The 12337-nt window shown below is 72.0% G+C and carries 12 protein-coding genes and 1 pseudogene; 8 read left to right on the top strand and 5 right to left on the bottom strand.

Annotated elements, in window-relative coordinates:
• Window positions 1–32 precede the first annotated feature (32 nt).
• From ABEB09_RS11820 to ABEB09_RS11805, 4 genes are all read left to right on the top strand, one after another.
• Complete coding sequence (locus ABEB09_RS11820; protein ID WP_345689852.1) at window positions 33–1307, top strand: serine hydroxymethyltransferase; 1275 nt, start codon at window positions 33–35, stop codon at window positions 1305–1307.
• Window positions 1308–1375: 68 nt separating this feature from the next.
• Window positions 1376–2389 (top strand): tryptophan--tRNA ligase, encoded by a 1014-nt coding sequence (gene trpS, locus ABEB09_RS11815; RefSeq protein ID WP_345689851.1) that lies wholly within the window; start codon window positions 1376–1378, stop codon window positions 2387–2389.
• Window positions 2390–2506: 117 nt separating this feature from the next.
• Window positions 2507–3100: a 2'-5' RNA ligase family protein gene (locus ABEB09_RS11810; protein WP_345689850.1), complete on the top strand. Its 594-nt coding sequence runs from the start codon at window positions 2507–2509 to the stop codon at window positions 3098–3100.
• Window positions 3101–3173: 73 nt separating this feature from the next.
• On the top strand, window positions 3174–4184 hold the full coding sequence (locus ABEB09_RS11805) for a YihY/virulence factor BrkB family protein (RefSeq protein WP_345689849.1): 1011 nt from the start codon (window positions 3174–3176) through the stop codon (window positions 4182–4184).
• 334 nt (window positions 4185–4518) lie between these two features.
• Here ABEB09_RS11805 and ABEB09_RS11800 read toward each other — a convergent pair.
• Window positions 4519–5241: pseudogene (locus ABEB09_RS11800) on the bottom strand (D-alanyl-D-alanine carboxypeptidase family protein); the annotation flags it as partial.
• A 187-nt stretch (window positions 5242–5428) separates the two neighbouring features.
• On the opposite strand from ABEB09_RS11800, the gene ABEB09_RS11795 reads away from it, so the two are divergent.
• From ABEB09_RS11795 to ABEB09_RS11785, 3 genes are all read left to right on the top strand, one after another.
• A complete protein-coding gene (locus ABEB09_RS11795; protein WP_345689848.1) occupies window positions 5429–5680 on the top strand; it encodes an SCO4848 family membrane protein in 252 nt (83 codons plus the stop codon).
• Window positions 5681–5685: 5 nt separating this feature from the next.
• Window positions 5686–7017 carry a metallophosphoesterase gene (locus tag ABEB09_RS11790; protein WP_345689847.1) on the top strand — a complete coding sequence of 444 codons (1332 nt, stop codon included), beginning with the start codon at window positions 5686–5688 and terminating at the stop codon, window positions 7015–7017.
• Window positions 7018–7123: 106 nt separating this feature from the next.
• Window positions 7124–8680 carry an ABC transporter substrate-binding protein gene (locus tag ABEB09_RS11785; protein WP_345689846.1) on the top strand — a complete coding sequence of 519 codons (1557 nt, stop codon included), beginning with the start codon at window positions 7124–7126 and terminating at the stop codon, window positions 8678–8680.
• On the opposite strand, the gene ABEB09_RS11780 is transcribed toward ABEB09_RS11785, so the two are convergent.
• From ABEB09_RS11780 to ABEB09_RS11770, 3 genes are read right to left on the bottom strand one after another with little or no spacing between them, the layout of a single operon-like run.
• Window positions 8681–9388: a TetR/AcrR family transcriptional regulator gene (locus tag ABEB09_RS11780; protein ID WP_345689845.1), complete on the bottom strand. Its 708-nt coding sequence runs from the start codon at window positions 9386–9388 to the stop codon at window positions 8681–8683.
• A gap of 11 nt (window positions 9389–9399) precedes the next feature.
• On the bottom strand, window positions 9400–9804 hold the full coding sequence (locus ABEB09_RS11775) for a thiol-disulfide oxidoreductase DCC family protein (protein ID WP_345689844.1): 405 nt from the start codon (window positions 9802–9804) through the stop codon (window positions 9400–9402).
• Window positions 9801–10208 (bottom strand): hypothetical protein, encoded by a 408-nt coding sequence (locus tag ABEB09_RS11770; protein WP_345689843.1) that lies wholly within the window; start codon window positions 10206–10208, stop codon window positions 9801–9803. Before ABEB09_RS11770 ends, ABEB09_RS11775 begins: the two co-directional genes overlap by 4 nt.
• Before the next feature lie 132 nt (window positions 10209–10340).
• Here ABEB09_RS11770 and ABEB09_RS11765 point away from each other — a divergent pair, with 132 nt between their 5' ends.
• Window positions 10341–11129 carry an alpha/beta fold hydrolase gene (locus ABEB09_RS11765; RefSeq protein WP_345689842.1) on the top strand — a complete coding sequence of 263 codons (789 nt, stop codon included), beginning with the start codon at window positions 10341–10343 and terminating at the stop codon, window positions 11127–11129.
• On the opposite strand, the gene ABEB09_RS11760 is transcribed toward ABEB09_RS11765, so the two are convergent.
• Window positions 11074–12309 carry an MFS transporter gene (locus ABEB09_RS11760; RefSeq protein ID WP_345689841.1) on the bottom strand — a complete coding sequence of 412 codons (1236 nt, stop codon included), beginning with the start codon at window positions 12307–12309 and terminating at the stop codon, window positions 11074–11076. The two genes, ABEB09_RS11765 and ABEB09_RS11760, sit on opposite strands and share 56 nt — an antisense overlap.
• Between the last annotated feature and the right edge of the window lie 28 nt (window positions 12310–12337).

Below are 12337 nucleotides of genomic sequence, written 5' to 3'. Positions count from 1 at the left end.
CGACCTGTACGCGCTGCCCACCGGAGGACGCCATGACCGCCGACCCCACGACCACCCACCCCGCGCTCGCCGCCACGGACCCGGAGCTCGCCGCCCTCGTCGGCGCCGAGGAGCGCCTCCAGGGCGAGACGCTCCGCCTGATCCCCAGCGAGAACTACGTGTCCGCCGCCGTGCTGGAGGCCGCCGGCACGGTCCTGCAGAACAAGTACAGCGAGGGCTACCCCGGCCGCCGCTACTACGAGGGCCAGCAGGTCATCGACCAGGTCGAGCGCCTGGCCGTGGGCCGCGCCAAGGACCTCTTCGGCGTCGACCACGCCAACGTCCAGCCCTACTCGGGCTCCCCCGCGAACCTCGCCGTCTACCTGGCCTTCGCCCAGCCGGGCGACACCGTGATGGGCATGGCCCTGCCCATGGGCGGCCACCTCACGCACGGCTGGGGCGTCTCCGCCACGGGCACCTGGTTCCGGGGCGTCCAGTACGGCGTACGCCAGGACACCGGGCTCATCGACTTCGACCAGGTCCGCGACCTGGCCTTGAAGGAGCGCCCGAAGGTCATCTTCTGCGGCGGCACGGCGCTGCCCCGCACCATCGACTTCGCCGCGTTCGCGGAGATCGCCGAGGAGGCCGGCGCCGTCCTGGTCGCCGACATCGCGCACATCGCCGGCCTCGTCGCCGGCGGCGCCCACCCGTCGCCCGTGCCGTACGCCGACGTGGTCTCCACCACCACCCACAAGACCCTGCGCGGCCCGCGCGGCGCCATGCTGATGTGCCGCGAGGAACACGCCAAGGCCATCGACAAGGCGGTCTTCCCCGGCCTCCAGGGCGGTCCGCACAACCAGACCACCGCCGCCATCGCGGTCGCCCTGCACGAGGCCGCCCAGCCGTCGTTCCAGGACTACGCGCGGGCCGTCGTCGCCAACGCCCAGGCCCTCGCCGAAGAGCTGCTGGCCCGCGGCTTCGACCTGGTCTCGGGCGGCACGGACAACCACCTGATCCTCATGGACCTCACCGGCAAGGACGTGCCGGGCAAGGTCGCGGCGAAGGCCCTCGACCGGGCGGGGATCGTCGTGAACTACAACACGGTTCCCTACGACCCGCGGAAGCCCTTCGACCCGTCCGGCGTCCGGATCGGCACCCCGTCCCTCACGTCGCGCGGGCTCACCACCGAGCACATGGGGGCCGTCGCGGACTGGATCGACCGGGGCGTGCGGGCGGCGCAGAAGGGCGACGAGGACGCGCTCGCGCTGATCAGGGCCGAGGTCGCGGCGCTGATGGCCGCGCACCCGGCACCGGGCATCCCGGCGTGACAAAAGCCTCCGAGGACGCTCTCCGGGAGCGTCCTCGGAGGCTTTCCGGACCTGAGACAATAAGGGGCATGGCCTCTGATCGTCCCCGCGTGCTCTCCGGAATCCAGCCCACCGCCGGCTCGTTCCACCTCGGCAACTACCTCGGTGCGGTCCGTCAGTGGGTCGCGCTGCAGGAGACCCACGACGCCTTCTACATGGTCGTCGACCTGCACGCGATCACCGTCCCGCAGGACCCCGCGGAGCTGCGGGCCAACACCCGGCTCGCCGCCGCACAGCTGCTCGCCGCGGGGCTCGACCCCGAGCGGTGCACGCTGTTCGTGCAGAGCCACGTCCCGGAGCACGCCCAGCTGGCCTGGGTCATGAACTGCCTCACCGGCTTCGGCGAGGCGTCCCGCATGACCCAGTTCAAGGACAAGTCCGCCAAGCAGGGCGCCGACCGCTCCACCGTCGGCCTGTTCACGTACCCGATCCTCCAGGTCGCGGACATCCTGCTCTACCAGGCCCACCAGGTCCCGGTCGGCGAGGACCAGCGCCAGCACATCGAGCTGACCCGCGACCTGGCCGAACGGTTCAACGCCCGCTTCGGCGACACGTTCACCGTCCCGGCGCCGTACATCCTCAAGGAGACGGCGAAGATCTACGACCTCCAGGACCCGACCGCCAAGATGAGCAAGTCGGCGTCCACGCCCAAGGGCCTGATCAACCTCCTGGACGAGCCGAAGGCCACCGCGAAGAAGGTCAAGAGCGCCGTCACCGACACGGACACCGTGATCCGCTTCGACCCGGAGGAGAAGCCGGGCGTCAGCAACCTGCTGTCGATCATGTCGACGCTGACCGGCACGTCCGTCGAGGACCTGGTGCGCGGCTACGAGGGCAAGATGTACGGCGCGCTCAAGACGGACCTCGCCGACATCGTCGTGGAGTTCGTCACGCCGTTCCGCACCCGGACGCAGGAATACCTGGACGACCCGGAGACGCTGGACTCCATCCTGGCCAAGGGCGCCGAGAAGGCCCGCGCGGTCGCCGCGGAGACCCTGGCCCAGGCGTACGACAAGGTGGGTTTCCTGCCCGCCAAGCACTGAGCCCAAACGGCTCTGGCCACGGAGCGGTCCGAGGCGCCACACTGGCGACCGCATCGCATGACCGGCGACCGAAGACCGATGACCGACCACCGATGACCGATGGATGAGGAGAACGACGTGGGGACCGTGACGCTCGGCGTTTCGATCGCGGTCCCGGAGCCCTACGGCAGCCTGCTCCAGGAGCAGCGCGCGGGCTTCGGGGACCCCGCCGCCCACGGCATCCCCACGCACGTCACCCTTCTCCCGCCGACCGAGGTCGACGAGGAGCGCCTGCCGGAGATCCGGGCCCACCTGGCCCGGGTCGCCGCGTCGGTCCGCACGTTCCCGATGCGGCTGAGCGGCACCGGCACGTTCCGCCCGCTGTCCCCGGTGGTCTTCGTCCAGGTGGTCGAGGGCGGCTCCGCCTGCTCGTGGCTGCAGCAGCGGATCCGCGACGCGTCGGGCCCGCTCGTACGGGAGCTGCAGTTCCCGTACCACCCGCATGTCACGGTCGCCCACGGCATCGCCGAGGAGGCGATGGACCGGGCGTACGAGGAGCTGGCCGAGTTCGAGGCGGAGTGGACCGTGTGCTCCTTCGCCCTCTACGAGCAGGGCGCCGACGCCGTGTGGCGCAAGCTGCACACGTACGAGTTCGGCGGCGGCCGCCCGGCCGCGACCGTCCCCGCGCAGGGCTCACCGGTGGACGAACCGGCCACGACGCCCACCTGCTGAAACACGCCGGGCGGGCGGGCCCCGTGGGCGTGCCGTCGGACTGGCGGCGGCTCGCCGGTGGTAGGCGTACGCAATGGACTGGCTGACCAAGCTTCCCGTCATCGGCCCGCTCGCCGCCCGGCTCATGCGCACGCACGCCTGGCGGGCCTACGAGACCCTGGACCGCGTCCACTGGACGCGCCTCGCCGCCGCGATCACCTTCATCAGCTTCCTCTCCCTCTTCCCGCTGATCACCGTCGCCGCCGCGATCGGCGCCGCCTTCCTCAGCGACGAGCGGCTGCGCACCATCGAGGACAAGATCGCCGAGCAGGTGCCGGGCATCTCCGAGCAGCTGAACATCGGCGCCCTCGTCGACAACGCGGGCACGATCGGGCTCGTCGCCGGTGCGGTGCTGCTCTTCACCGGCATCGGCTGGGTCGGCTCGATGCGGGAGTGCCTGCGCGCCGTGTGGGACCTGGACGACGTGGACGACGGCAACCCCGTCGTGCGCAAGGGCAAGGACGCCCTGGTCCTGCTGGGCCTCGGCGGTACGGCCCTGGCCTCGCTGGCCGCGTCCGCCCTGGGCTCGACCGCCGTCGGCTGGACCGCCGAACGCCTCGGGATCTCGGGCGGCGGCGCCGGGGGAGCGCTGCTCCAGGTGGCCGCGCTGGCGGTGGCCGTCCTGGCGGACTTCCTGCTCCTGCTGTACGTGCTGACGCTGCTGCCCGGCGTTGAGGCGCCGCGCCGCGACCTGATGGTGGCGGCGCTGATCGGCGCGGTCGGCTTCGAGCTGCTGAAACTGCTGCTGGGCGGCTATATGAAGGGCGTGGCGGCGAAGTCGATGTACGGGGCGTTCGGCGTGCCCGTCGCCCTGCTGCTGTGGATCAACTTCACCGCCAAGCTGCTGCTCTTCTGCGCCGCCTGGACGGCGACGGCGGAGGGCCGGCGCGAGAGCGCTACTGAGCCGTCTCCGGGGTCTTCCCCGGAGTCTCCGGGGCCCCGGCAGGGGCCGCAGCGGGAGCCTCGGCAGGGGCCGCCGCGGGAGCCCCGGCAGGAGCCTCCGGGCTCTTCTGCGGGCCCTTCTTCAGGGGCCAGCGGCGGTTGATCAGGTACCCGGCCGCGGCGAGCAGCACCAGCAGGCCGCCGGTCACGGCGAGGGCGATGCCGATCCCGCTGGACCCGGACCTGGCCGCCGCCTTCCCGGCGGGTGCCGTCTCGTCGGCCCCGCCCTTGTCCGGGGCCGGGCTGCTGCCCGTACCGGTCCTGGCGGACTTCGGCGGCACCAGCTCACCGACGGGCCGCACCTTGCCGACCGCGGCGAAGCCCCAGTCCAGCAGCCGGGCGGTCTCCTTGTAGACGGCGAACTGCTCCTTCGCCGACGGGTTCATGACGGTCACCAGCAGCACCCGGCCGTTCCGCTCGGCGACCCCGGTGAAGGTCGAGCCGGCGTGGGTCGTCGAGCCGTTCTTCACACCGGCCATGCCCTTGTACGGGGCTATGCCGTACGCGCCGGTGAGCAGCCGGTTGGTGTTCTGGATCTCGAAGGTCTCGCGCTTCTTGCCGGGCTTCTGCTCACCGGGGAACTTGGTGCGGACCGTGGAGCAGTACTCGCGGAAGTCCTTGTTCTGCATCCCGCTGCGGGCGATGAGCGTCAGGTCGTACGCGGACGAGACCTGGCCCTGGGCGTCGTACCCGTCCGGCGACACGACGTGCGTGTCGAGCGCCTGGAGCTCCTCGGCGCGGGCGTTCATCTCGGCCACGGTCCTGGGTATGCCGCCGTTCATCTCGGCGAGCGCGTGCACGGCGTCGTTCCCGGAGCGCAGGAACACGCCGAGCCACAGGTCGTGGACGGTGTAGCTGTGCTTCTCCTTTATGCCGACGAGGCTGGAGCCCTCGCCTATCTTGGCCAGCTCACCCGGTGCGACGAGATGCGTCTGCGTGCGCGGGAACTTCGGCAGCAGCGTGTCGGCGAACAGCATCTTCAGCGTGGACGCGGGGGCGAGCCGCCAGTGCGCGTTGTGCGCGGCCAGGACCTCGCCGCTCTCGGCGTCGGCGACGATCCAGGAGCGTCCCGTGAGGTCCTTCGGCAGGACCGGGGCGCCGCCCGCCAGGTCCACCTGCGTGCCGGGCTTCCCCAGCCGCTCCCCGCCGACCGTCGACATCACGGCGGGCGGCTTCGGCTGCGGATCGGGCTTCGGGCTGGGCGCGGCGAGCGCCGGGCCGGCGGCGAGGAGCGGCAGCAGAGCGGCGGCGGTGGCCGTGGTCCCGGCCTTCGTGAGAGCAAGCACGTTCGAGAACGTACAACCACCCGCCGAGGCCCCCGACACCGGTGCACCGGATACTGGACCCATGAAGCTGAGTCGCTCCGCGTCCTGGTTCCTGCTCGCCTTCGGCGTCTGGAGCTGGTTCATCTGGATCACTTTCGTCAAGAACCTGTGGAACGACGCGAGCGGTCTCGCCTTTGACGATGCGGGTGACCCCACCGGGTACTTCTGGGTCCATCTTCTGCTGGCCGTCACGTCCTTTCTCCTGGGGACGGCCATTGGCGTGATCGGGTTGCGCGGAGTGCGCGCCCACCGGCGCGAGCGCGACAAGGGGTGACGGCGATGGTCCTGGTCGTCGTCCTCCTGGTGGTCACCCTTCTGGCCGCCGTGCACTGGTACGTCTGGCGCCGTCTGGTACGCGACGTGACGAGACCGGGGGGCCTCGCCCGCCGCCTGGGCACGGCGGCGGCCGTCGTCCTGCCCCTGCTGTCGCTGGGCGCCCTCACATCGGGCCGCCTGGACGCCCCGTTCGCCCTCCAGCAACTCCTGTCCTGGCCGGGCTTCCTCTGGCTGGCCTGCCTCCTGTACCTGACCCTGGCCCTGGTCGTAACGGAACCGGCCCGAGCCCTACTGCTCCGCCGTTCCGTTGACCGTGACCGTTCCGCTGTGGACCAGGACCGCCGTTTCGCTGTGGGCAGTCGTTCCGCTGGGGCGGAACGGGTGGGCACAGCGGAACGGCCCCCCGCCGGGGACGAAGGCGTCACCACCGCCCCCGCCGCCCCGCCGACCACCACGGCGACCGCCGTCGCGGAGCCCGAAGCTCCGGCGCAGGATCCGCAGGCCGCCGCGGTCACCCGGCGGCTCTTCGTGAGCCGCGTCATCGCCGGCACCGCGGCCGCCGCGGCGGCAGCCACCGTCGCCCACGGCACGTACGGCGTCCTGCGCGGCCCGCAGGTCAAGCGCGTCACCGTCCCCCTCGCCAAGCTGGCGCGCGGCGCCCACGGCTACCGCATCGCCGTGGTCAGCGACATCCACATCGGCCCCATCCTCGGCCGCGCCCACACACAGCGCATCGTCGACGCGATCAACGCGACGCAGCCCGACCTGATCGCCGTCGTCGGTGACCTCGTGGACGGCACCGTCGAGAACCTGGGCCCGGCGGCCGAGCCCCTGGCCCGGCTCCGCGCCCGCGACGGCAGCTTCTTCGTGACCGGCAACCACGAGTACTTCTCGGGCGCCGAGGAGTGGGTCGACCGCGTACGGGAACTGGGCCTGCGCCCACTGCGGAACGAGCGCGTGGAGATCCCGGGCTTCGACCTCGCCGGCGTCAACGACGTCGCGGGCGTCAACTACGGGGACGGCCCCGACTTCGCCCGCGCCCTGGGCGACCGCGACCGCACCCGCGCCGCCGTCCTCCTCGCCCACCAGCCGGTCGTCGTCCACGACGCCGTACGTCACGGGGTGGACCTCCAGCTGTCGGGCCACACGCACGGCGGCCAGATGTGGCCGGGCAACTTCCTCGCCGAGCTGGCGAACCCCACCGTGGCGGGCCTGGAGCGGTACGGGGACACGCAGTTGTACGTCAGCAGGGGCGCGGGCGCCTGGGGCCCGCCGGTCCGCGTGGGGGCTCCGTCGGACATCACGGTCGTGGAGCTGGCCTCGCGCCAGGCATGACGTTCACGAGTCACGATCAGGGGTCACGTACAGCCTTTCAAACATGAACAGCCTGTGATTGAGTTTGCGCCATCGCACAGGGGAGGGCGTGAAAGGAATCACGGCTATGCGATCGATCCGAGTACGGATCATCATGCTTTGTGTCGTTTTGGTGGCGGCCGGGGTTGGGGCCTGGCAGCTGCTTCCGGACGAGGAGGAGGACCGAAGACCGATTTCGGTCGGCACAACGGACGAAGTCACCTCACTGGACCCGGCCGGGGCGTACGACGCCGGTTCCTGGGCCATTTACAGCAACCTCTACCAGTCGCTGCTCACCTTCAAGCCGGGCTCCACCACGCCGGTGCCGGACGCCGCGAGCGACTGCAAGTTCCTCGGCACGTCGCTGCGCACCTACCAGTGCACCTTGCGCGACGACCTCGCCTTCGCCAACGGCCGCAAGGTCACGGCGGAGGACGTCAAGTTCTCCTTCGACCGGATGATCGGCATCGCCGCCGACGTGGGTCCCGCGGCGCTGTTCCCCACGTTGAGGAAGGTGACGACGACCGGCGACAACGTGGTCTTCCACCTCGGCGCCCGGGACGCGACGTTCCCGCAGAAACTGGCCACCGGCGCGGGCGCGATCGTGGACCGCACCCGGTACCCGAAGAACCGGCTCCGTGAGGACGCGGGGGTCGACGGCTCGGGGCCGTACGTGCTGAAGGAGTACCGGCCCGGCGTGCGCGCCCGGCTCGAACCGAACCCGCACTACCGCGGCGCGATCAGCAGGCCGGGCCCCACGGTCGTCGTCCGCTACTTCGCGGAGGGCGACCAGCTGGCCGCCGCCTGGCGGGCCGGCGAAGTCGACGTGACGCATCGTCAACTGCCGCCGAGCATGCTGTCGACGCTCGACGGGAGCCGCGAGGACATCCGGATGACGGAGGCGACGACGGCGGAGATCCGCAGCATGGTGTTCAACGTCCGCAAGGGCTCGCCCATGGCCGAGAAGGCCGTACGGCGGGCCGTCGCGTCGGTGATCGACCGGCCGGGGATCGTCACGGGCCCGTACCACTCGACGGTGGAGCCGCTGTACTCGCTCGTGCCGCGCGGGTACGTCGGCCACTCCACGCCGTTCTTCGACCTCTACCCGGAGGGCGACGGCGCGGAGCGGGCCGAGCGGCTGCTGCGCGAGGCGGGCGTGGAGACCCCTGTCACCTTCACGTACGGGCACCGCGCGGGCGAGCCCTGGGCCGCGGAGGCGGCCGAACTGCGCAAGCAGCTGGAGGCGACCGGGCTCTTCCGGATGAAGATCGTCTCCGCTGAGTGGAAGGACTTCCAGAAGGGGTACGCGAAGGGCGCCTACGACGCGTACGGACTCGGCTGGCTGCCGGACTTCCCCGACTCGGACAGCTTCACGCAGCCGCTCGTCAGCAGCGAGAACGTGCTGCACAACGCGTATGCGAGCAAGCGCGTCGACGAGTTGATCGCCTCGACCCAGCAGTACGGCGACCGGGCCAGGGCGGTGCAGGACTTCAAGTCGATCCAGCGCCTGGTCGCCGAGGACGTGCCGCTCGTGCCGCTGTGGCAGAAGAAGGACTACGTGGTGGCCACCCAGGACGTCGCGGGGTCGCAGTACCTGTCCGACGGCACGGGCATCTGGCGGCTGTGGCAGCTGAGCTGGATCTGATTACGCCGTCGCGTCCTTGGCCCCCGGCATGAACTCCACGATCACGTCGTGGGCCTGCCGCGCGAGCGGTCGCAGCACCCGGAACCGGGAGAGCGCGATCGCCCGCGCGGCCAGCGGCGCGGTGCGCTCGACGAGCCGCCGGCTGCGCTCGGCACCCTCCGACCGGTCGTACACCCAGAACAGCACCAGCCCCATGTGCATCAGCCACATCATGTGCGGCAGCAGGTCGGTGAGTTCCGGCGCGGTCTTGGTGTCGGAGCCGTGCAGCACCCGCTCGTGGATGGAGATCACCGCGCGGCGGGCGTCGACGGAGTCCGGCGAGAAGGGGCTCAGCGGCGACTCGGGGTCGGCCGCGTTCTTGAAGAACTGCGCCGCGAACCGGTGGTACGGCTCCGCCACGTCGAGCCAGGTCAGCAGGGAGTCGCGGATCCGGACCGCGAGGTCCTTGTCGCCCGCCAGAACGGGCTGGACCGCCGCCTCGTGCTCGGCGGCGATCCGGTCGTAGAAGCCCTGGACCAGGTGCTCCTTGGAGGCGAAGTAGTAGTAGGCGTTCCCGACGGAGACGCCCGCCTCCTGGGCGATGGCCCGCATCGTCGTCTTGTCGAAACCGCGCTCCTGGAAGAGCCGGAGCGCGGTTTCGAGGATGAGGGTGCGGGTCTGCTCGCTCTTGGGGACCTTGCCGGAGTCCGCCTTCTTCTCGTCCTTCACAGTCCCCGAGCCTAACCGCCCGTGGCCGGCGCCTCGCACCGCCCGCTCCGGCAGGACGGCGCGGTCGCGGCCCGCCACTTGGCGGCCGCCAGGACGGCCGCCCGGGCGAAGGGCGACCCGGCGGGGGTGGCCAGCCAGTGGGCCTTGGGCCGGTACTCGGCCAGGGCCCACAGGCAGACGATCCAGGCGGCGGTGGAGCGGTAGACCTGGCCGCGGTCCCCGACCACGGTGATCTCCTCCAGGGTGGCCGCGTGGTCGAGCCCCGGGAACCGCCGCCGCGCCTCGTGTGATCCCGCCGGTACGAGGTCCAGCGGGACCAGCGCGCGCTGCCGCAGCAGCCAGTGGCGCAGGTGGACGCAGAGCGGGCACTGCGCGTCGTACAGCACGGTGAGCCGCCGGACGGGGACGTCGCTCATGCCCGGGTCCCCGGCACGACCCACCCCTGCGGGGGGACCGGCGGCCGCTGCTCGCGGTCCATGGCGCCGCGGCGGCGGATCTTGTTGAGGACGTAGACGTTGCCGAGGTGCATGACGCCGAGGACCAGCAGGACGACGCCGAGCTTCACCGACAGGGCCTCGAAGAGCCGCCGGGCGTCGGCGACGCCCTCGTCCTGGCTCAGGTAGAGCGCGACGAAGCCGAAGTTGACGAGGTAGAAGCCGACGACGAGGAGGTGGTTCACGGCGTCGGCCAGCTTCTCGTCCCCCTTGAGGACGCTCGCCAGGAAGATCCGGCCGTTGCGGCTCAGCGTGCGGGCGACCCAGATGGTCAGGGCCACGCTGATCAGCAGGTAGATGACGTAGGCGACGACAGTGAGGTCCATGCCCCACCCTCCCTTGAACACGTTCAAAACGCTGTCGGGCATGACTGTAGACCTCTACTTGAACGTGTTCAAGTCGGGGGTTCGTGAAAATCGCATGGGAGTACGGGCGTGCCCGACGTAGAGTCCGCGCTGATGACTCTCTTTCACGAAACAGCCGGTGACGGCCCCGCCGTCGTGTTCCTCCACTCCTCCGTCGCCGACAGCCGCATGTGGGAGCCCCAGTGGCGCCCCCTGGCCGAGGCGGGACACCGCGTCGTGCGCTGCGACTTCCGCGGCTTCGGCCGGACGCCCCTCCCCGTGACCGAGCCGGACGGCGTCGTGCGGCCCGCCCAGGACGTCCTGGACCTGCTGGACGCGCTCGGCATCGAGCGGGCCGCGCTCGTCGGCGCCTCCTTCGGCGGCGGCGTCGCCGTCGAGATCGCCGCCCGTCACCCCGAGCGGGTCTCCGCGCTGGCGCTGCTCTGCGCGGGACTGCCCGGCCGCGAACCCGGCCCCGAGCTGCGCGACTTCGACGCCCGTGAGGACGCCCTGTACGAGGCGGGCGACCTGGACGGCCTGGTGGAGCTGAACGTCGACACCTGGCTCGGGCCGGACGCCGGCGAGGACGTGCGGCAGCTGGTGCGCACCATGCAGCGGCACGCCTTCGAGGTCCAGTTCGCCGCGCCCGACGTGGAGTTCGCCGACGACGGCGAGGTGGACCTGTCGGCGATCGAGGTGCCCTGCCTCGCGGTCTCGGGCGAGCGCGACCTCCAGGACTTCCGGGAGATCGCCGCCGCACTGCCCGGCCGGCTGCGCCCGGGCCTCGCCCGGCACGTCGAGATCGCCGGAGTGGGGCACCTGCCGAACCTGGAGCGCCCGGACGAGGTCACCGCACTGCTGCGGGACTTCCTGCGGGACGCTCTTGTGGGGGCCGGCCGCTGAAGCGCCGCACGCCCGGCACGAGGGCCGTGCCGAGGCACAGCGCGCCGACCGTCAGGCCGGCCGCCGCCAGGGGCACACCCGGGCCCCATAGTTCGGCCGCGGGCGGGGCCAGGGCGTAGCCCAGCGGCATCGCGGCCAGCGAGCACAGCCAGTCGTACGAGGTGACGCGGGCCAGCGCGTGTGCGGGGACCGCCGTCTGCACGGCGGTCTCCCACACGGGCGAGAGGAAGCCGAGACCCGCCTGCGCCACCCCGTACGCCACGATCGTCAGCGGTGTCGGCGCCCCGGCCGCCAGCAGCCCGAGCGGCACGGCGTACGTCGCGAGGCCGAGGTTCGCCACGAGGACGGGGCGGCGCGGGCGGACCCGGCCGGCCAGCAGGGACCCCGCGAACAGGCCTATGGCACCCGCCTGGAGGAACGCGACCCACACGGCCTCGCCGTCCGGCAGGCGCAGCGTGACGGCCGGGCCGAGCGTCATCAGGACGGCGGCCGCGCCGTTCCACGCGGCGTGCGCGACGAGGCTGGTCCAGTACCAGTCGCGGCTGCGCACCTCGCGCCAGCCCTCCTTCAGGTCGGCGCCCAGCGAGCGGCGCGGCACCGGCACGTGCCGCACCCGCACGGCGGCCAGCAGCGCGGCGCTCAGCGCGAAGGTGGCGCCGTCCAGGACGAACGCCCAGCCGGGCCCCGCGCCGAGGACGATCAGCCCGGCGAGCGCCGGGCCGCCGAGGCGGGTGGCGCTCTGGGCCACGCCCATGGCGGCGTTGGCCCGCGCCAGTTCCTCCGTCGGGACCGTGCCCTTGACCAGGGGCGACGCGGTCGGCATCGCGAAGGCCCCGGCGGCGCCGCCGACGGCCGAGGCGCAGGCGATCACACACAACCGGGGCTCGTCGCCGAGCAGTTGCAGCCCGACCAGGACCTGGGTCGCGCACCGTACGAGGTCGGTGGCCAGGGCGACCGTACGGGCGTTGAAGCGGTCGCCCACGACGCCGCCGAGCGGCAGCAGGAGCAGCTTCGGGACCATCGCGCAGGCCAGCACGAGCGCGAGCGCGGAGGTGGAGCCGGTCGCCTGGAGGACGGCGAGCGCGAGGGCGGCGGGGATGACGGCGTCGCCGGCGAGGGACAGGACGCGGCCGGTGAAGAGCAGCCGGAAGGCCCGGCGGCGCAAGGGATGCGTAGGCATGCCGGGCAAGGTATTTCGTTGCCGAATA

The sequence above is a fragment of the Streptomyces coeruleoprunus genome (assembly GCF_039542925.1).
In the GTDB taxonomy this organism is placed as follows: Bacteria; Actinomycetota; Actinomycetes; order Streptomycetales; family Streptomycetaceae; genus Streptomyces; species Streptomyces coeruleoprunus.
This window is presented reverse-complemented; position numbering and strand designations above follow the sequence as displayed.